Annotated in this window: 13 protein-coding genes; 4 read left to right on the forward strand and 9 right to left on the reverse strand. The window is 58.9% G+C overall.

Annotated features, from left to right (window positions below; translation table 11 throughout):
• Nucleotides 1-99: 99 nt before the first annotated feature.
• The 9 genes from V6L79_RS01050 to glnE all read right to left on the reverse strand — a co-directional run bounded on the left by V6L79_RS01050 (nucleotide 100) and on the right by glnE (nucleotide 11097).
• The gene (locus V6L79_RS01050; protein ID WP_338579698.1) at nucleotides 100-1548 is read right to left on the reverse strand and encodes a lipopolysaccharide kinase InaA family protein; all 1449 of its coding nucleotides are present in this window, start codon (nucleotides 1546-1548) and stop codon (nucleotides 100-102) included.
• Nucleotides 1548-2300, reverse strand: coding sequence for a lipopolysaccharide kinase InaA family protein (locus V6L79_RS01055; protein WP_338579699.1), 753 nt, complete (start codon nucleotides 2298-2300; stop codon nucleotides 1548-1550). The genes V6L79_RS01050 and V6L79_RS01055 overlap by 1 nt, the downstream gene beginning before the upstream one ends.
• Nucleotides 2297-3031: a lipopolysaccharide kinase InaA family protein gene (locus tag V6L79_RS01060; RefSeq protein WP_261740021.1), complete on the reverse strand. Its 735-nt coding sequence runs from the start codon at nucleotides 3029-3031 to the stop codon at nucleotides 2297-2299. The genes V6L79_RS01055 and V6L79_RS01060 overlap by 4 nt, the downstream gene beginning before the upstream one ends.
• Nucleotides 3031-3837, reverse strand: coding sequence for a lipopolysaccharide core heptose(I) kinase RfaP (rfaP, locus tag V6L79_RS01065; protein ID WP_261740022.1), 807 nt, complete (start codon nucleotides 3835-3837; stop codon nucleotides 3031-3033). The genes V6L79_RS01060 and rfaP overlap by 1 nt, the downstream gene beginning before the upstream one ends.
• Nucleotides 3837-4958, reverse strand: coding sequence for a glycosyltransferase family 4 protein (locus V6L79_RS01070; RefSeq protein ID WP_261740023.1), 1122 nt, complete (start codon nucleotides 4956-4958; stop codon nucleotides 3837-3839). Before V6L79_RS01070 ends, rfaP begins: the two co-directional genes overlap by 1 nt.
• A complete protein-coding gene (waaC, locus tag V6L79_RS01075) occupies nucleotides 4958-6019 on the reverse strand; it encodes a lipopolysaccharide heptosyltransferase I (protein ID WP_261740024.1) in 1062 nt (353 codons plus the stop codon). The genes V6L79_RS01070 and waaC overlap by 1 nt, the downstream gene beginning before the upstream one ends.
• Entirely contained in the window at nucleotides 6020-7054 is a 1035-nt protein-coding gene (gene waaF, locus V6L79_RS01080; protein WP_261740025.1) for a lipopolysaccharide heptosyltransferase II, read from the reverse strand.
• Between the two features lie 58 nt (nucleotides 7055-7112).
• Nucleotides 7113-8036, reverse strand: coding sequence for a branched-chain amino acid transaminase (locus tag V6L79_RS01085; protein ID WP_261740026.1), 924 nt, complete (start codon nucleotides 8034-8036; stop codon nucleotides 7113-7115).
• Between the two features lie 118 nt (nucleotides 8037-8154).
• Nucleotides 8155-11097 carry a bifunctional [glutamate--ammonia ligase]-adenylyl-L-tyrosine phosphorylase/[glutamate--ammonia-ligase] adenylyltransferase gene (glnE, locus tag V6L79_RS01090; protein WP_261740027.1) on the reverse strand — a complete coding sequence of 981 codons (2943 nt, stop codon included), beginning with the start codon at nucleotides 11095-11097 and terminating at the stop codon, nucleotides 8155-8157.
• A gap of 383 nt (nucleotides 11098-11480) precedes the next feature.
• Here glnE and aceE point away from each other — a divergent pair, with 383 nt between their 5' ends.
• From aceE to V6L79_RS01110, 4 genes are all read left to right on the forward strand, one after another.
• A complete protein-coding gene (gene aceE / locus V6L79_RS01095) occupies nucleotides 11481-14123 on the forward strand; it encodes a pyruvate dehydrogenase (acetyl-transferring), homodimeric type (RefSeq protein ID WP_261740028.1) in 2643 nt (880 codons plus the stop codon).
• A gap of 11 nt (nucleotides 14124-14134) precedes the next feature.
• Nucleotides 14135-15772: a dihydrolipoyllysine-residue acetyltransferase gene (aceF, locus tag V6L79_RS01100; protein ID WP_338579700.1), complete on the forward strand. Its 1638-nt coding sequence runs from the start codon at nucleotides 14135-14137 to the stop codon at nucleotides 15770-15772.
• A 323-nt stretch (nucleotides 15773-16095) separates the two neighbouring features.
• Nucleotides 16096-17481, forward strand: a complete 1386-nt coding sequence (locus tag V6L79_RS01105) for an alkaline phosphatase D family protein (protein ID WP_338579701.1) — start codon at nucleotides 16096-16098, stop codon at nucleotides 17479-17481.
• Between the two features lie 175 nt (nucleotides 17482-17656).
• Entirely contained in the window at nucleotides 17657-20350 is a 2694-nt protein-coding gene (locus V6L79_RS01110) for an EAL domain-containing protein (protein ID WP_338579702.1), read from the forward strand.
• Nucleotides 20351-20357 lie beyond the last annotated feature (7 nt).

A 20357-nucleotide genomic window follows, 5' to 3' on the forward strand; every position in this document is an offset into this window, starting at 1 on the left:
AGCCTGCTCGCGAATGATCTTCGCGAGCAGGCTCGCTCCCACGTTTGAAGTATCTCAAGCCGCTGACGAGGAACAAAGGCAGCGGCTACAAGTGCGCGCCTAAGCCTCGACTATGGTTTTGGGTAAGCGCCCATCAATCACTTGATGCAATGCGCTGCCAGCTGGCCAGTTACGCATGAAGCGCGCACGGTCGCGGGCGTAGGCCGAGGCGAAGCTGCCCGGCGAGCGATGCTGGCACATCGAATCCAGATCGATCAGTGCCCAGCGGCCATCAGCCCAGAACACGTTATGACCCTTGAGATCACCGTGGCTGATACGCTCACGAATCAAATCGGCAAACAACTGGTCCAGCGCCTGCAATTCGGATTCCGGGGCATCGCCGCGCTCAACATACGGCGCAAAACGCTCGATGATATCGGGCCCCGGCAAATACTCGGTGACCAGATACGCTTTGCCGCGCAGCCACAGAAAACGGGTTTCCAGCAGCGCCAGCGGCTTGGGCGTGGCAATGCCCAGAAACGCCAGCCGATTGCCTTCACGCCACGAATGCCAGGCCCGGCTCGGACGCCAGAAGCGTTTGAGCCAGTGGGCAAAACCCTTGATGTTGTAGCGCTTGACCACCAGGGTGCGACCGGCCACTTCAACTTTGCCGACACTTGCCGCACCGCCGGTTTTGTACAGATGGCCCTGATCGAGCAAGGCATCGGCCTTGGCCAGTACAGGCAACATGGCGGGTTCTTCTTCGCGCAAAACAGCGCGCAGGGCGAAGGCCCCGCGCTGCACGCTAAACAGCGAGCAATCGCGGCCGACCTTGTTCAAGTAATCATTCAAGCGCCAGGCACGTACCTTCTCGACCTGCCTGAGCAGCGCCTCGAGCGGCAAGGCGTGTTCGCCGTTGCTCAGCAGGTAATGCACCAGCAGCTCTTCGATAAACGGCTCAAGATTTTTGGGGAGCTGGGCGAAGAACACCCCGAGGTTTTCCAGCACTTTCTGCCGCGACAGCGGTTTGCCCGCCTCTTCGACGCAAATGCCTGCACCGTCGATCAAATACAACTTACCGCCCTGGCGCAGCAGGTTGTCCAGATGCAGATCCTGCTGCCACAACCCTTTGAGGTGCATCTGGCCAATCGCAGCCAAAGCCTCGCCCAGCACAGCCGCTTGTTCATCCGCCAAAACCGGCAAGCCCTGCACCGCCTTCCAGGCCTGATCAAGGCTTTGCGCGTCTTCGATAAATTCGAACAATAACCAGCCGCCCTCGCTTTCCTGCAAGCCATCGGCCAGCAACTGTGGCGTGGTCAAACCCTGTTCAGCCAACAGGCGTACGCCCGTCAACTCGCGCTGAAAATTGCGTGCCGCCTTGCTGCCCACCATCAATTTGGCCAGCACGGTACGCCCGCGCCATACCCCGGCACCGACATAGCGCTGCCCCGGCAATACCCGCAGCAAGGTCAACAGCTGCAATTGCGCAGGGCCGGCCGCGTCGGCCAGTTCCATACTCAGCGGCAAGCCCGGTGCACGACCGGCCTTTTGCAGTTCGGACAAACGCATCAGCGACCTCCTTTGTGGCTGCGGCGCACATTCAGCCGCGCCAGCCAGGCATCGACCAGACCACTGTCGACCGGCTGATCCAGATAGGCCGCGAGCAAGACGCGCACATCGGCGTCAGTCCAGACATGCGCCCGGCGCAGCAACGGCTCGATGTCCTTGACCCGATCACGTTGGCCCAGCAACAAGGGCCGGGTTTTTTCCAGATCGATCAGTTGGGCGCGATAACCCGCGCCAGCGGCCTGCAAGAAGATGTGCTTGGGGTAAAAACAGCCATGCACCTGACGCGCGGCGTGCAGGCGACGGGCCAACTGGCCGCACTCGCGCAAAATCGCCTGCTGCTGGTCGTTGCTCAGTTGCGGCCATTGCTCAAGCAGCGAATCAAGGTCATTCCAACCATCAAGTGCCCGAGTCATCAGCACCGCTCGGCGTTCGCCAGCCACTTTACGCTCGCCAAAAAACACCGCTTCCAGCGCCGGGATACCCATTTGCTCATAACGCTGAATATTGCGGAATTCGCGGGCGAAACTCGGTTCGCCAAACGGACTGTGCAGCGTGCGTGTCAGGTAATTGCTCTGGCGCTTGAGGTAAAACCCCTGGCCTTCGAGGTCCATGCGAAACACGCTGCTCCAACCACCACCGCTGGTGTTGGGTTCGTCCACCGCTTCCAGTTGCACGGACCACAATGCATCAAAGTCAGCCAGGCCGTTGCACTCAAGCAAGGCTCGGTCGGCATCCGCGATAAAATCAGTCATTCCCGGCCCTCAAAAAAGCGCACGATATGACGGACCCGTTCCTTGTCTGCCGCATTGAGCGTAGTGCGCCCGGTGTATTGGAAATAAAAACGTAACCGCTGGGTGTAGGACAGGTGGTATTTGGCCACTTTGTCGAGGCACGCCAGGTCTTTAGTGATGCGATATTTGAGCCAGAAGCCGCGCCAGAAATCGCCGTTAGGGCAGTCGATCAAGAACAGCTTGGGCTGGTCGTCTATCAGCAGGTTGCGCCACTTCAGGTCGTTATGGGTAAAGCGATGGTCGTGCATGATTCGGGTATAGCGCGCCAGCTGGCGGCTAACGCAATCGACCCACGCGCGATCCTTGAGCAGCGGATCATGCTTGTCGGCAAGCTCCGACAAATCGCGGGTGTTGGGCAGTTCGCGAGTGATCATGGCGCCACGCGAATAGGCAAAACCACTGCGTTCAAGGCCCCAGGCCACTACCTCGGCGGTGGGAATACCCCATTTGGCAAAACGCTTGAGGTTCTGCCATTCGGACTTGACCCGCGGACGGCCCAAATAACGGCGCAAGCCTTTGCCCGCGCCGGTGTAACGCTTGACGTAGTAATTGACCCCGCCACGCTCGACACGAATCACTTCCGATAACGGATCGCGGGTCAGGTGCTCGCCCTGCAAGGCAAACACCGCCTCCAGACTGCCGAAATCAGATGCCAACGCGCTGTAAGCGGGTTCCAGATTCCAACCCGCCATTACAGTGCATCTCCATAACGCTGTTTGCGTTCGTAGAGTTTGCTCGCCTTGCCTTCCAACCACGCCAGCAGGTGTGCTTCATCGCGCAGTATCTTGCGCAGCGGCATCTGGAAATAACCACGCAGGAAGCGCAGTTTGTCCCGTTGCGTCAGGCCGATATCCAGCGCCGAGAAGTACAGCGCCGCCAGATCCTTGTTACGCCAACGCTTGCTGATCACTGCACGGGTTTGCGCGCGATGCAGGTCAATAATGGACAAGCGGAAGTCTTCGGCCGTAACCGGCTTGTCGGTATGCAGCAAAAAGTGGCAGATGTAGCAGTCGCGATGGTTAACCCCGGCGCGGTGCATCATGCCGGTCATACGCGCCACTTCGGCGATCAGCGCATGCTTGAGCTTGGGTTGCGGCGGCTGCTTGACCCAGTTGAGGCTGAAGTCTTCGAGGCTGACCGTCGGCGCCAGCTCTTCGGTGATGATGAACGAGTGCTGCGCCGCCGGGTTGCTGCCCTTTTCGCCATAGGCGACCGCCGTCATGGTCGGTACGCCGACTTCGTGCAGGCGCTTGATGGCTCGCCACTCCTGGCCTGCACCGAGGACCGGCAGCTTAGCCGTCAGCAGGTTTTTGAAGACTTCACCCCAGCCAATACCACGGTGGATTTTCACAAAGAAACCGCGTCCGTCGACTTCGGTACGCAAGGTACGTCGGCCTTCCAGTTCACGGTAAACCTCGCCTTCCAGACGCTCGACTTCGGTGAACGCATCGCGTCCTGCCCACAAGCTCTTGAACGGTTCGGCAAGAATCAGTTTCATCAGTGTTGCTCCGCCAGAATCACATCCGCAGCGTGCTGCGGCATGCTGTAGAGGTCGGCCGTCTGCGCGTAGGCCAGGCCATTTTGGCTCCAGGCCGCGCGCGCAGCATCGTCGGACAACATGTGTGTCAGGTATTCATTGAGTTGCGCCTGCTCGAACGGCTCGTCCAGTACACGGCCGCAATCAGCGTCGCTAATGTAATGGGCGTAGCCACAGACGGCACTGACCAGCACCGGCAAACCTGCCACCAGCGCTTCAAGCAGCACGGTGCCGGTGTTTTCGTTGTACGCCGGGTGGATCAGCAAATCGGCGCCCAGCAGGAAACGCGGGATATCGCTGCGGCCCTTGAGGAACTGCACATGATCGCCAAGCCCCAGGGTAGCGCTCTGCAATTGAAAGACTTTGGGGTCGTCCTGACCAATGACAAATAATTTAGTGCGCTTTTTAAGCTCGCCAGGCAAGGCCGCCAGGGCTTTGAGGCTGCGATCCACGCCTTTGGTCTTGAACCCGGAACCGATCTGTACCAGCAGCAAATCGTCGTCTGCCAGGTTGAACTCGCGCCGGAACTCGGCGCGAATCTCGGCGGCATTAGCGGGTGCACGGCGGTCCAGGGCGATACCCGGCGGCAGCAGATGGAAGCGCTCCAGCGGGGTGTCGTAATGCTTGATAAACAGCGGCTGCTGGACTTCGGAAATCATCAGGATTTCAGTCTTCGCGTGCTTGTCGAACACTGCCCGCTCGTACTCGGCAAAGTGCTTGTAGCGCTTGAAGAAGCGATAGAACGAATGGCGCAGGTTTTGCGCCTTGTCTTCGAAGCAGCCGTCGGCCGCGTAATACACGTCCAGACCCGGCATTTTATTGAAACCGATCAGGCGGTCCACCGGGCGTTTGGCTAGGTCAGCCTGCATCCAGGCGAGCATTTTTTCGTTGCGGGTATGGTTGTGGAAGGCCTTGACCGGCGCCACCAGCACTTCAAAACCCGGCGGGATATCGCCTTCCCAGATCATGGTGTAGACGCGAATTTGATGGCCGCGCTTCTGACATTCCAGCGCAATGCGCATGAAATCACGTTGCAGTCCGCCAAACGGGAAATATTTGTACAGCACAAAAGCCAGTTGCATCAGCGCAGTTCCTCAGCCAGTAACAACGTGCTTAATCGACTTGCGACACGCTCAGGGTTCAAACGGGTAAAGCACAAAGGCCACTCGTTTTTCAGATCAAACCGCTGCTGGTCCTGTGCAGTCGGAGTGTAGGTACATTTTTTCTGCAGGCACGGCGCACACGGAAAATCGCTGGCCAGGTGGATTTGCACCTTGCCATAGGCGCCGGTCAGCCCCGGATTGGTGGGACCAAACAGGGAGATGGTCGGCACATCCAATGCTGCCGCCAGGTGCCCCAGCCCGGTATCGACCGCCACGCAGGCGCTGGCACTGGCCAGTACCTTGGCAACACCGGCCAGGTTCAGTTTGGGCAGCACCACCGCATTGTTCAGACCACTGGCGATGCGTTCGGCGCGAGCTTTCTCTGCCGGGTTACCCCACGGCAGACGCACTTCGACACCCATGTGCCCCATGCGCAAGGCCAGATCGCGCCAGTACACTTCGGGCCAGTGTTTGGTGTCCCAGGTGGTGCCGTGCAAAAACAGCACGTAAGGCTTGTTGCGCGGCAGTTCAATCAGGCGTTCAACATCGAGGCCGTAATCGCCCAGCCCTTTGGGCAGGTCGTACCCCAACGCCACCGCAAACAGCTGACGCAAACGCTCGACCGCGTGCTGCCCACGGGCCACGGCCAGACGGCGCTGATAAAAACGGCTGGCCAGCGGCTCACGGGCAGAGTCTTTATCCAGACCGGCCACCGGGGCGTTTACATAGCGGGTCAGCCAGGCACTTTTGACCAGGCCTTGAGCATCGATCACCAGATCGTATTTTTCGGCACGCAGGCTTTGCTTGAAACGCCGCCACTCACCGCTCTTGATGGTGTCCCAGATGTTTTTGCGCCAGCGGCGGATTGCCACTGGAATCACTTTGCCCACAGCCGGGTGCCAGGTCGGAATTTCGGCAAAGCCTTCTTCCACGACCCAGTCAAAGGTGATCCCTGGAATCGCCCGTGCCGCATCGGTCAACGCGGGCAAGGCATGGATCACATCCCCAAGGGATGAGGTTTTGACCAACAGAACCCGCACTTAGTTGACCTCGACCGGTGAGCCCTGCAAACGCTGCAAGGCTTCAACCACAGGTGCAGGCATCAGCTCGCGCAAGCAGTTGTAGTGGCCGAAGCGGCAGGTACGATCAAAACACGGGCTGCAATCGAGGCCCAGACGCACGATTTCGACCTTATCAGCCAAAGGCGGGGTAAAGCCCGGTGACGTGGAACCATAGACCGCCACCAGCGGGCGGTTCAGCGCTGCGGCCACGTGCATCAGCCCCGAATCATTGGACACCACGGCGTCGGCACATGAGAGCAAATCAATAGCCTCGGCCAGCGAGGTCTCGCCACTGAGGTTGACCGACTCTTCGCGCAGCCCAGGGATCAGCCGTGAGCGGATATCTTCGCCCACCGCGTGATCATTTTTGGAACCGAACAACCACACCTGCCAGCCTTCGCGGATCTTTTGTTCTGCGACCTTGGCGTAATGCTCCGACGGCCAACGCTTGGACTCGCCAAATTCGGCACCCGGGCATAGCGCCAGTACCGGGCGGTCCAGCTCCAGGCCGAACTTGCTCAGCGCGCCAGAGCGGCTTTGTGGGTCAATCTGCAAATCAGGACGCGGGTACGGCTTGGGCAGGTCTGCCCCCGGCTCATAGGCCAGTGCCATAAAACGCTCGATCATCAACGGGTAGCGTTCTTTATCGAGCTTGCGCACGTCGTTAAGCAGGCCGTAGCGGAATTCGCCGCGCCAGCCGGTACGTTTGGGAATACCCGCGAAGAACGGCACAAGGGCCGATTTCAGCGAGTTGGGCAACAAAATTGCCTGATCGTATTGGCCCTTGAGGGACTTGCCGATCTTGCGTCGCGTGGCCAGTTCGAGCGCGCCGTGGCCGAGCGGAAAGCTCAAGGCCTTGCGAACTTCAGGCATGCGCTCAAGGATGGGCCGGCTCCACTCGGGGGCCAGCACATCGATTTCGCACTGCGGGTGGCGCTGTTTAAGGCACTGGAACAGTGTCTGCGCCATCACCATGTCACCGACCCAGCTGGGCCCAACGATCAAAATATTCATAAGTTTCCATAAACAAGCAAGGGAGGCATTCGCCTCCCTGCTGTGATGCCATATCGCTTTACTTAACCAGTGTACGCCACTCTGGGTGGTCCGTAGTCTTGCCGGTTACCAGGTCAAAGTAAGCTTTTTGCAGTTTTTCGGTGATCGGGCCACGACGGCCGATACCGATCAGGCGCCCGTCGACTTCGCGAATTGGCGTTACTTCAGCGGCAGTGCCGGTAAAGAATGCTTCGTCGGCGATGTAGACCTCGTCGCGGGTGATGCGTTTTTCAACAAACTTGTACCCAAGCTCGGTGGCCAGGGTCAGGATCGTGCTACGGGTGATGCCGTTCAGGCAGGCCGTTACGTCCGGGGTGTAAATCACGCCATCCTTGACCAGGAATACGTTCTCGCCCGAGCCTTCGGCAACAAAACCTTCAGGGTCCAGCAACAGTGCTTCGTCAGCGCCACCGGAAATCGCTTCCTGCAGGGCCAGCATCGAGTTGATGTAGTGACCGTTGGCCTTGGCCCGGGTCATGGAAATGTTTACGTGGTGACGGGTAAAGGAGCTGGTACGCACCTTGATCCCGACTTCCAGCGCTTCGGCGCCCATGTAGGCACCCCAACTCCACGGCGCGATGATCACATGGACTTTAAGCCCAGTGGCACGCAGGCCCATGGCTTCGGATCCGTAGAACACCATCGGACGGATGTAGGCGCTGTCGAGGTTGTTTTCACGCACCGCAATGCGGGTCGCTTCGTTGATTTCTTCTTTGCTGAACGGGATCTTCATGCCCATGATGTGGGCCGAATCGAACAGGCGGTCAGTGTGCGCCTGCAAGCGGAAAATCGCCGCGCCCTGCGGGGTTTCGTAAGCGCGTACACCTTCAAACACGCCCATGCCGTAGTGCAATGTATGGGTCAGCACGTGCGTCGTGGCATCACGCCACGGCACCAGCTTGCCGTCATACCAGATCACACCATCACGATCAGCCATCGACATCATTACGCTCCTCAAAGAATCCAGCACCTGCACCACTGGGTGTCAGGCAAATTGGACGGGGCTTATGGACCCGCCGGATACGTTCTTACAGCTCTAATTCTGTGTATAAGCTAAAAAACTAGCTCAATCCTAGCTCGGACCAAATGCGCCGGACGTGTTGACGTTCGACGACAAATTGATCCCCCGTGACCACCCCGGCCTCTTTTTGCAAGGCTTGGCGGTGGGCGACGGCGCGAAAGGCCTTGTAAGCCTCGCGCAACAGGCTGGCATCGGTGGCAGGCATCAGCCCCACCTGCTCCAACCCTTCCAGAATGCGGATATTGTCGGTGTAGCGCAGTAACGCCGGGTGTTCCCTGGACCAGGCCAGGGCCGCGTATTGCACCATAAATTCAATATCGACGATACCTCCGGCGTCCTGCTTGAGGTCGAATGGCACCGTGGCCTCGTAGGCATTTTCGGCGGTTCCGGCAGCAGTGATACGGGTGCCCAGGTTGCCACGCATCTTGGCCCGCATCTCGCTGACCTCCTGGCGCAGGGTAGGCAAGTCACGCTCGCGGCCCAATACGCTGGCACGCACGTTCTCAAACGCGGCGCCCACCTGCTTGCAACCCACCAGCACCCGCGCGCGCACCAACGCCTGATGCTCCCAGGTCCAGGCCTCGCTCTCCTGATAGCGTTCAAAAGCACCGAGTGAGCTGACCAACAATCCTGATGCGCCTGACGGACGCAAACGCATGTCAACGTCATACAACTGGCCGGAGTTGGTCTGGGCCGTTAGCAAATGGATGATCCGTTGCCCCAGCCGGGTGAAAAACTGCGCGCCGTCAATGGGCTTGGCGCCGTCGGTTTCAGCATTCGGGTCGCCATCATGGATAAACACCAGGTCCAGGTCCGAACCGTGCCCCAGCTCGATCCCGCCGACTTTGCCGTAACCGACAATAATAAAGCCAGGGTCGCACAGGCTGCCGTCTGCACGTTGCGGGGTGCCGAACTTGGCCACCGTCTGGCGCCAGGCCAGAGCCAGTACTTGTTCCAGAATCGCTTCGGCCAGCCAGGTCAGGTAATCGCTGACTTTCATTAAAGGCAGACTACCGGCGATTTCGGATGCGGCGACTCGCAGGCGGTGGGCCAGCTTAAAGTTTCGCAAGGCTTCCATCTGCTGCTCAAGGTCGTCCTCGGGGATACGCGTAAGCCGTTCACGCAACTCGGCGGCCAGCTCTGGCGCCAGCGGGGGCTTGAACAGGCGACGCTCGTTGAGCAACTCATCGAGCAGTAACGGGAAGCGGGTGATTTGCTCGGCGATCCACGGGCTGGCCGCGCACAGCGTCAATAAACGGCGCAACGCGTCGGGGTTTTCGGTCAGCAACACTAAATAAGCAGAGCGACGGGCCACTGCCTCGACCAACGGCAACACCCGCTCCAGCACCAGATCGGGGTTGGCGTGCTCCACCGCTTGCGCCAGCAGACGCGGAATAAAGGCGTCCAGACGCTCACGCCCCAAACGCTGCATGGCGCGCAATTGCGGGCTGGAGCGCAGGCTTGCCAGTTGCTTCAAGGCCTTTGGCGCGTCGACAAACCCGGCCTCCTCCAACTGGGCACAGGCAGCTGCATCGTCCTGAACTTCTTCCCACAGCGGCAACCACTCACCGCCGACGATCAACTCACCCTCGTCGATGACCTCTTCTTCATCAGGATCTGCAATAACCTGGCGGAAATGCCAGTCGATGCGGCCACGCCACGCCATCAATTGCTCATGGAATGCCGACCAGCTGTCAAAGCCCATAATAAAGGCGATACGCGCCTGATCCTGTTCGGTGTCGGGCAGCATTTGGGTCTGGCGGTCGGCAATGGCCTGAATCGCGTGTTCGGTGTAGCGCAAAAATTCATAGCCTTCGCGCAGCTCGCTGATTACCGCGCCCGGCAAATAGCCTTGCCCTTCCAGGGTGGTCAGCACTTTAAGCAGAGGCCGCTGCTGCAAACTGAGATCACGGCCGCCGTGGATCAACTGGAATGCCTGGGCAATAAACTCCACTTCACGAATTCCGCCCGCCCCCAGTTTGATGTTGTCGGCCATGCCTTTGCGCCGCACTTCCTGCTGGATCAGTTGCTTCATGGTGCGCAGCGCTTCAATCGCCGAAAAATCCAGGTAACGGCGATACACAAACGGGCGCAACAGGCTGAGCAACTGCGCGCCCATCACCTGATCACCGGCCACGACCCGGGCCTTGATCATTGCATAGCGCTCCCAGTCGCGGCCCTGATCCTGGTAGTACTGCTCCAGCGCATTAAAGCTCAGCACCAGCGCCCCGGACGAGCCATACGGGCGCAGGCGCATGTCGACGCGAAACACAAAACCGTCGACGGTCATCGGGTCCAGCGCCTTGATCAAGCGCTGACCCAAGCGGATAAAAAACTCCTGGTTGTCCAAAGCCCGTTTGGCGCCCACCGTTTCCCCGCCTTCGGGGTAGGCGAAAATCAGGTCGATGTCCGACGACAGGTTCAGCTCTACCGCGCCGAGCTTGCCCATGCCCAGAATCACCATCTGCTGGGGCTCGCCACTGCGGTGCCCGGTGGGCGTGCCGAACTGCTGGCAATGGCGCTGATACAACCAGCGATAGGCCTGATCAATGCTGGCATCGGCCATGTCCGACAGGTCGCGGCAGGTTTCAATCAAATCGGCCTGACGGTTGATATCACGCCAGATAATCCGGATCTGCTGACGGGTACGTTGGCGACGCAGCGCACGGCCCAGCTCATCATCGGTGGTAGCAGCCTGGGTGACGGCGGCAATTTGCCCGCACAGCTCGCCGGGGACAAAGCTACGGTCCAGTTCCCCTGAGCGCACAAGTTCAAGCAACATCAAAGGGTCACGTAACGACTGTTCAATAAAGAAGTCGCTCGCCGCACTGACCCTACTGAATGCCGACCAGCGTTCCGTCGACCAGTCATCAAGCCCGTGCTCACCTTCAAGCCCGGCGACCGCCGTACGCCAAGAGTGTTCGGCACGGCTGGCGAGAGGCTGTAAAAGGGCTGGAATTGGGGCAAGCGACGGAAGGCTCATGGTCTATCCTTGATCGGCGAAGGTGTTGCCGAGTACGGTGACAGGAAGAAACAGCGGTTTAATCCGACTGTCGAACAAAGGTTATAAATAGCTGGAACAGCATTTTGTTTAGCAACAAGCCTTCGAATTACAGCCTGAATACTAAAAAACGTACCAACAATATCGATTTTTCGCACAACCAAACAGGTGGCCACCGAGACCTTTCCTGTAGTTTTACTACTGAGTCACACACTTGAAAGGCTGAAATGGCCGACGATTTGTAGTAAAACTACACGCCGCTGGAATCAACCTCCGGCCATCCAAGAATTTATGTCGTCTGCCCACAAGGCCAGTCGCAAACTCAGGCAACCGATTCTGGAAGCCTATCCGCCCTGGAGCAAGCCATGCAAGACCTCGATCCCGTCGAAACCCAGGAATGGCTGGACGCCCTGGAATCGGTTCTCGATAAAGAAGGCGAAGACCGCGCTCACTACCTGATGACCCGTATGGGTGAGCTCGCTACCCGCACCGGTTCGCAGCTGCCGTATGCCATCACCACGCCTTACCGCAACACGATTCCTGTAACCCACGAAGCACGCATGCCTGGCGACCTGTTCATGGAACGCCGCATTCGCTCGCTGGTTCGCTGGAACGCCATGGCCATGGTGATGCGCACGAACTTGAAAGATTCTGACCTGGGCGGTCACATCTCCAGCTTCGCTTCCAGTGCAACCCTGTATGACATCGGCTTCAACTACTTCTTCAAGGCCCCGACCGACGAGCACGGCGGCGACCTGATCTACTTCCAGGGTCACACCTCGCCAGGCGTTTATGCCCGTGCGTTCATGGAAGGCCGGATCACCGAAGATCAAATGAACAATTTCCGCCAGGAAGTGGACGGTCAGGGCCTGTCGTCCTACCCGCACCCTTGGCTGATGCCTGATTTCTGGCAGTTCCCGACTGTATCGATGGGCCTTGGCCCGATCCAGGCGATCTACCAGGCGCGCTTCATGAAGTACCTGGAAGCTCGCGGTTACATCCCTGCAGGTCAGAAAGTCTGGTGCTTCCTGGGCGACGGCGAGTGTGACGAGCCGGAATCTCTGGGCGCCATCTCCCTGGCAGGCCGTGAAAACCTCGACAACCTGATCTTCGTTATCAACTGCAACCTGCAGCGCCTTGATGGCCCGGTTCGCGGCAACGGCAAGATCATCCAGGAACTCGAAGGTGTGTTCCGCGGTGCTCAGTGGAATGTGACCAAAGTCATCTGGGGTCGTTTCTGGGACCCACTGCTGGCCAAGGACGTTGACGGTATCCTGCAACGTCGCATGGACGAAGTCATCGACGGCGAGTACCAGAACTACAAAGCCAAAGACGGCGCGTTCGTACGTGAACACTTCTTCAACTCGCCAGAACTCAAGGCGATGGTTGCTGATCTGTCCGACGACGAGATCTGGAAACTCAACCGTGGCGGCCACGACCCGTACAAGGTCTACGCGGCGTACCACGAAGCGGTCAACCACAAGAACCAGCCTACCGTGATCCTGGCCAAGACCATCAAGGGTTATGGCACCGGTGCTGGCGAAGCGAAGAACACTGCGCACAACACCAAGAAAGTTGATGTTGAAAGCCTGAAGCTGTTCCGCGATCGTTTCGACATTCCGGTCAAAGACGACGAAATCGAAAACCTGCCATTCTTCAAACCGGAAGAAGGCAGCGCTGAAGCCCGCTACCTGAGCGAGCGTCGCACTGCACTGGGCGGCTTCGTACCTCAGCGTCGCGCCAAGAGCATGAGCATTCCGACCCCGCCACTGGAAAGCCTCAAGGCCATCCTTGACGGTTCCGGCGACCGTGAAATCTCCACCACCATGGCTTTCGTGCGCATCCTGGCGCAGTTGGTCAAGGACAAGGAAATCGGTCAGCGCATCGTTCCGATCATCCCGGACGAAGCCCGTACCTTCGGTATGGAAGGCATGTTCCGCCAGTTGGGCATCTACTCTTCCGTCGGCCAGCTCTACGAGCCAGTCGATAAAGACCAAGTGATGTTCTACCGCGAAGACAAAAAAGGTCAGATCCTCGAAGAAGGCATCAACGAAGCAGGCGCCATGAGCTCCTTCATCGCTGCCGGTACTTCGTACTCCAACCACAACCAGCCGATGCTGCCGTTCTACATCTTCTACTCGATGTTCGGCTTCCAGCGTATTGGCGACCTGGCCTGGGCCGCTGGCGACAGCCGCACCCGTGGCTTCCTGATCGGCGGCACCGCCGGGCGTACGACGCTCAACGGTGAAGGCCTGCAGCACGAAGACGGTCACAGCCACATCCTGGCCGGTACCATCCCGAACTGCCGCACCTTTGATCCAACCTACGGCTATGAGCTGGCGGTGATCATTCAGGACGGCATGAAGAAGATGACCGAAGAGCAACAGGACGTCTTCTACTACATCACCGTGATGAACGAGTCTTACCAGCAGCCAGCCATGCCGGCCGGTGTCGAGGAAGGCATCGTCAAGGGTATGTACCTGCTCGAAGAAGACACCAAAGAAGCGGCACACCACGTTCAGCTGATGGGCTCCGGCACCATCCTGCGTGAAGTCCGTGAAGCGGCGATCATTCTGCGTGAGCAGTTCAACATTGGCGCTGACGTCTGGAGCGTTACCAGCTTCAACGAACTGCGTCGCGACGGCCTGGCCGTTGAGCGCAGCAACCGTCTGCACCCTGGCCAGAAGCCTAAGCTGAGCTACGTCGAAGAGTGTCTGACTGGCCGTAAAGGTCCGGTTATTGCCTCTACCGACTACATGAAGCTGTTCGCCGAACAGATTCGCCAGTGGGTACCGGTCAAGGAATTCAAAGTGCTGGGCACTGACGGTTTCGGCCGCAGCGACAGCCGCAAAAAACTGCGTCACTTCTTTGAAGTAGACCGTCACTTCGTGGTGTTGGCAGCCCTGGAAGCACTGGCTGACCGTGGCGATATCGAACCTAAGGTGGTTGCAGAAGCAATCGTCAAGTTCGGCATCAACCCGGAAAAACGCAACCCACTGGACTGCTGAGGAGAATATTTGTGAGCGAACTCATTCGAGTACCTGACATCGGCAGCGGCGACGGTGAAGTCATCGAGCTGTTTGTAAAAGTCGGCGACCGCATCGAAGCCGATCAGAGCATCCTGACGCTGGAATCGGACAAGGCGAGCATGGAAATCCCTGCTCCTAAAGCCGGTATCGTCAAGAGCCTGAAGGTCAAGCTGGGCGACCGCCTGAAAGAAGGCGACGAATTGCTGGAACTGGAAGTCGAAGGCGCCGCTACGGCACCTGAAGCACCAGCTCCGGCTGCCACTGCCGCTGCGGCTGAAAAGCCTGCCGCCGCCCCTGTTGCCGAGGCTGCGGCCCCGGCCGCTGCTGCACCTGCCGCTGCCACCATTCAGGACATTCATGTCCCGGATATCGGTTCGTCGGGCAAAGCCAAAATCATCGAAATCCTGGTCAAGGCCGGCGATACCGTTGAGGCTGATCAATCTTTGATCACCCTCGAATCCGACAAGGCCAGCATGGAAATTCCATCGCCAGCCGCCGGTGTGGTTGAGAGCATTTCGGTCAAGCTGGATGACGAAGTCGGCACTGGCGACTTCATCCTCAAGCTCAAGGTTCAAGGCGCTGCTGCGCCGGCTGCTCCTGCCCAAGCCGCTGCTCCAGCACCGGCCACAGCACAAGCGCCTGCTGCTGCCCCTGCACCAGCCGCGAAAACCGAGGCAGCACCTGCCCCGGCCGCCGCGCCTGCGCCAAAGGGTGCCAAAGTTCACGCCGGCCCAGCCGTGCGTCAACTGGCCCGCGAGTTCGGCGTTGAGCTGAACGCGGTCAGCTCAAGCGGCCCGCACGGTCGTGTACTCAAAGAAGACGTGCAGGCTTACGTCAAAGCCATGATGCAGAAGGCCAAGGAAGCTCCAGCCGCCGGTGCAACCGGTGGTGCTGGTATTCCGCCGATCCCGGTCGTGGACTTCAGCCGCTTCGGTGAAGTGGAAGAAGTGGCCATGACTCGCCTGATGCAAATCGGCGCGTCGAGCCTGCACCGCAGCTGGCTGAACATCCCGCATGTGACTCAGTTCGACCAGGCTGACATCACCGAGCTGGAAGCCTTCCGCGTCGCGCAGAAAGCCGTCGCAGAAAAAGCCGGTGTGAAACTGACCGTCCTGCCTCTGCTGCTCAAGTCCTGCGCGCACCTGCTCAAGGAAATGCCGGACTTCAACAGCTCGCTGGCGCCAAGCGGCAAAGCAATCATCCGCAAGAAGTACGTCAACATCGGCTTCGCCGTAGACACCCCGGATGGTCTGCTGGTACCTGTGATCAAGAACGTTGATCAGAAGAGCCTGCTGCAACTGGCTGCTGAAGCGGCTGCACTGGCTGCCAAGGCCCGTGACAAGAAGCTCACCGCAGACGACATGCAAGGCGCGTGCTTCACCATTTCCAGCCTCGGTCACATTGGCGGCACCGGCTTCACGCCGATCGTCAACGCACCGGAAGTGGCGATCCTCGGCGTATCCAAGGCAACCATCCAGCCAGTCTGGGACGGCAAAGCCTTCCAGCCGAAACTGATGTTGCCGCTGTCGTTGTCCTACGATCACCGTGTGATCAACGGCGCTGCCGCTGCACGCTTCACCAAGCGCCTGAGCGACTTGCTGGGCGATATCCGCACTATCCTGTTGTAAGCCACGCCCCGGCCTTCCTCACCGAGGGCCGGGGTAGCGCACAGTTTTCCGAGCGCCACGCTCGTACCTCAACCCCGCCATTTGGCGGGGCTTTTTTTTGCCTGCGCTTTTAACAGCCCCTCACTCCAACACTCCCACAGGGAGAGGGCTCGGGTGAGGGGCTTTTGATCTGGCAATTTAAAAAACTCCCACACCCGGTATCTCACCCGCACTACAACCCGCGCTGATTCCGGGAATGGGCCAGCCAGTCACTCACTTCTACGGTTAACCAAAGGACTTTTATCACGCGACATTGATCGCCAAACATCAGAAAGGATTTCGATGTGAACAGACCAACCGTTGGCCCTGTCCTGGGCTATACCACCACTCATAACGCCCGTATTTTTGTGCGCGGCGCGCCGGACAAAAACAACGCAGTATTTGCCGGTATCCGTCATCGAAAGGTCGGCCAAAGCCAGTGGTCTGCCGGTATATATTCAAGGCTGAGCCCTGAATTCGACATGTCCGACACCCTGGTCTTGAACGGGCTAAGCGCCGACACCCGCTACGAGTACCAGGCTGGCTGGTTCACCACCACACGCCACGACCACACACCTGAAACCGTCAAAAAAATCCCGCTCCAGTGGCCCGCGTACTTTTACACATTCAAGACCACCTCCAGCAAACCCGGCCGTGTACGTCGCTATGTGGTTGGCTCGTGCCGCTACCTGCGGCTCACCGGGGGCATAGCCTCGGCGCCGGAGCTGGGGGACGAGATCTTCAGCTCCATCAGCGCATTGAACCGCCAGCGCCCTCTGGATGCGGTGGTGATGACCGGCGATCAGGTGTATGTCGACGATCTGAATTTCCTGCTGCCTGATCGCGAATACGCCGCCATAAGCGAGAAATACCAGGCAGCGTTTTCGCAGCCCTACATTCGCAACCTGATGGCTGGCACACCGACCTACATGATTCTCGACGACCACGAAATCGAAGATAACTGGCCGGCCAATCGGGGCAGCGACGATCGGGCGCTCTACAACAATGCCATGACTGCCTATGAGATCTATCAATGCAGCCACGGCCCGGCCCACGACTTGCTACCCGACGGGCGTATCAATCGTGATCTGCGCCGCTACTGGTATTGGTTTGCCGATGGCGATATCGACTGGTTTGTCATGGACTGCCGCACTGAACGTAACTTGTCCGCCAATGCCAAAAGCATGATCGGTACCGAACAGGAATATGCACTGCGTAAATGGTTGATCAATAGCACGGCCAAGGTGAAATTTATCGTCAGCAGCGTCCTGCTCATGCCCGACCAGCAGCACGGTGACGACGCATGGAAGGCATTCACAGCGCAGCGCAACCGGATCCTCGAGACCATTCGCTCCAACGCCATCAAGAACGTGGTGTTCGTCTCCGGGGACATCCACGGCTCCCTCACCTGCCAACTGACCCACAGCAAAAGCCCGGGGTTTGTCGTACACAGCGTGGTGTCTTCACCACTGTGCAACACCCGGTTGTTGACGTATGCCAGCGCCAGCGACCTGATCTTCAACGCCCCCCTGACCACGGTCGGCACAAGCACTTACTCGCCGCGCCTCACCAGTCGTGTGGTGAGCGAAGACAACTTCGCCTGCCTGACCATTGAAGGCAAACAGCTCAAGGTCGATTTTCACAATAAAAAGGGCCGGATCATCGAGTCGGTAATCATTGCACTAACATAAATGCCAAACCTTGCCGTTCGGCCTGCAGGAATCTGCTGGCCGGCCGATAAGCCCTTATAGCACTTGGCCTTTATGATCACTTGTCAGCACCGTGAGCATGATGCAACCTTGCCGCAAACCACAGAAACAGGGTGACTGCCCGTGCGCAATCCGCATTTGTGAAGCGAGTGCCCCAATGAAAAGCCAACCCGATGCTGCCCCCCGTATGGCAGCCGAGGTCGTGACCCAGCTACCCGTGCCTTCCAGGCTCGGCATGTTGCGTTTCGAACGGCTGAATGAAGCCAGCTGGGCCATGCTCTACCTCGACCCTCACTGCGAGCGCCAATTTGGCATGCCCGCGGCAGAGCTGTGCGCGCTGGTTGGCTCACCCTACGCCAGCCTGATGGAGCCCCTGGCTCGCTATCGCTTGCACGATGCAATTGAACACCAGCTCAGAACCTCGTCCCATTACATTGTCCATTACACCTTGCACACCGCTTTCGGCCCACTGAGCCTGATGGAGCTGGGCGAGGCTTACAAGCAGCACAACCGGCACCTGGTGCGCGGCTACTTACTGGTGATTGCAGACCCCAAGACCAGCCCGTCGCCCGCCCCTGTCGTTGAACTCGAAACACAAAATAGCCGCCTGCAAATCGCTCTGGCGCTCAACCAGAGTACCCAGCAAGAACAACTCCAGCACCTGGAGCGCGTACGTGCCCAGCAGGATTTAATCCTGCGCTTGGCCCGCCACCGATACAGCCAGCACAACTCGCTGCAAGAAGCCGCCGAGCTGATCACCCGCAGCGCCTGTGATATTTATCAAATTGACGGCGCCAGCCTGTGGAACCTCGAGGGCAGCCAACTGCTGCCGGTATCGGCTTTTCAGCGCGGTACCCAGGCCCATACTGCGCAAGACACCTTCGACGCCAGCCAATTCCCCGACTACCTCGAAGCCTTGCACACCAGCCGCGCGATCGATGCTCCGAACGCTGGCCGCGACCCGCGCACCCGCAAGCTGGTGGCCAGCCTGGGACGCTCCGAAGCCAATGCCATGCTCGACGCAGGCATCCGTATCGATGGCCAGGTGGTCGGTGTGCTGTGCCTGGAACAAGTCGGCAAGACACGCACTTGGCAGGCCGATGAAATCGCCTTTGCCGGTGAGTTGGCCGACCAGTTTGCCCAGGTCATCAACAACCATAATCGGCGTACCGCCACCAACGCCCTGCACCTGTTCCAGCGTGCGGTCGAGCAAAGCGCCAACGCCTTCTTGCTGGTCAACTGCGACGGTGTGGTCGAGTACGTAAATCCCAGCTTTACGGCCATCACCCAGTACAGCACCGAGGAAGTCCAGGGGCACAAACTGTCCGAGCTGCCCGCACTGGAAAACCTCAGCGAACTGCTGTTCGATGCCCACTCCAGCCTGAGCAACGGCAACAGCTGGCAGGGCGAATTCAAAAGTCGGCGTAAAAACCTGGAACCGTACTGGGGCCAGATGTCGATTTCCAAGGTCTATGGCGACAACCGAGAACTGACCCACTACATCGGTATTTACGAGGACATCACCGACGCCAAGCTGGCGCAGCAGCGCATCGAACGCCTGGCGTATACCGACAACCTGACCAATCTGGGCAATCGTCCGGCCTTTATCCGCAACCTCGATGAATGCTTCACCCGCAACAGCAACTCCTCGGTCTGCCTGCTGCTGGTGGATATCGACAACTTCAAGCGCATCAATGACAGCCTCGGCCACCAGACCGGCGACAAGCTACTGATCAGCCTGGCCCGCCGCCTGCGCAACAGCCTGAGCCCCAGTGATTGCCTGGCGCGTTTTGCCAGTAATGAGTTCGCGGTATTGCTGGACGACACCGACCTGACGACCGGACAGCAAATTGCCAGCCAACTGCTGATGACCCTCGATAAACCGATGTTCGTCGACAACCAGCTGATCAGCGTTACCGGTTCGGTCGGCGTTGCCTGCGCGCCCTTGCACGGTCGCGACCCGCAAACCCTGATGCGCAACGCAGGTCTGGCCCTGCACAAGGCCAAGGCCTGCGGCAAGCATCAGGTGCAAGTGTTCACCGAAGCCTTGAACGCCGAAGCCAGCTACAAGCTGTTTGTCGAGAACAACCTGCGCCGCGCGCTGACCCAAAACGAACTCGAAGTGTTCTATCAACCCAAGCTGTGCCTGCGCAGCGGGCGACTGTTGGGTATGGAAGCCCTGCTGCGCTGGAACCATCCCAAAAACGGGATGATCCGCCCCGACCAGTTCATCAGTGTGGCCGAAGAAACCGGGCTGATTATCCCCATTGGCAAATGGGTCGCCCGCCAGGCCTGCCGCATGAGCAAGCAACTGAGCCTGGCTGGGCTTGGCCACCTGCAAGTGGCGATCAACGTGTCACCCAAACAGTTTTCCGACCCCGACCTTGTGGCCTCGATTGCGAGCATCCTCAAGGAAGAACAGCTGCCGGCCGCACTGCTGGAGCTGGAGCTGACCGAAGGCCTGCTGCTGGAAGCCACCGACGACACCCGCCTGCAACTCGACCAGCTGAAAAAGCTCGGCTTGACCCTGGCCATGGACGACTTCGGCACCGGGTACTCTTCGCTCAGCTACTTGAAAAAATTCCCGATCGACATCATCAAGATCGACCGTAGCTTCATCAAAGACATCCCTGACAACCAGAACGACATGGAAATTACCTCAGCGGTTATCGCCATGGCTCACAACCTCAAGCTCAAAGTGGTTGCCGAGGGCATTGAAACCGCTGCACAGTTGGCATTCCTGCGCCGCCATCGTTGCGATGTGGGCCAGGGCTATCTGTTCGACCGTCCGATCCCCGGCAGCGAATTGATAGAAAAGCTCAAACGCTACCCCCGTGGCCCAGCGGCCTGACTTCCTA

The organism is Pseudomonas sp. ML2-2023-6, assembly GCF_037055265.1.
Taxonomy (GTDB): domain Bacteria; phylum Pseudomonadota; class Gammaproteobacteria; order Pseudomonadales; family Pseudomonadaceae; genus Aquipseudomonas; species Aquipseudomonas kulmbachensis.

Coding starts and splice junctions, on each gene's coding strand:
- waaF (WP_261740025.1), bottom strand. CDS start 7,054: ATGAATATTTTGATCGTTGGGCCCAGCTGGGTCGGTGACATGGTGATG.
- glnE (WP_261740027.1), bottom strand. CDS start 11,097: ATGAGCCTTCCGTCGCTTGCCCCAATTCCAGCCCTTTTACAGCCTCTC.
- V6L79_RS01050 (WP_338579698.1), bottom strand. CDS start 1,548: ATGCGTTTGTCCGAACTGCAAAAGGCCGGTCGTGCACCGGGCTTGCCG.
- V6L79_RS01060 (WP_261740021.1), bottom strand. CDS start 3,031: ATGGCGGGTTGGAATCTGGAACCCGCTTACAGCGCGTTGGCATCTGAT.
- V6L79_RS01055 (WP_338579699.1), bottom strand. CDS start 2,300: ATGACTGATTTTATCGCGGATGCCGACCGAGCCTTGCTTGAGTGCAAC.
- V6L79_RS01085 (WP_261740026.1), bottom strand. CDS start 8,036: ATGTCGATGGCTGATCGTGATGGTGTGATCTGGTATGACGGCAAGCTG.
- aceE (WP_261740028.1), top strand. CDS start 11,481: ATGCAAGACCTCGATCCCGTCGAAACCCAGGAATGGCTGGACGCCCTG.
- rfaP (WP_261740022.1), bottom strand. CDS start 3,837: ATGAAACTGATTCTTGCCGAACCGTTCAAGAGCTTGTGGGCAGGACGC.
- V6L79_RS01110 (WP_338579702.1), top strand. CDS start 17,657: ATGAAAAGCCAACCCGATGCTGCCCCCCGTATGGCAGCCGAGGTCGTG.
- V6L79_RS01070 (WP_261740023.1), bottom strand. CDS start 4,958: ATGCAACTGGCTTTTGTGCTGTACAAATATTTCCCGTTTGGCGGACTG.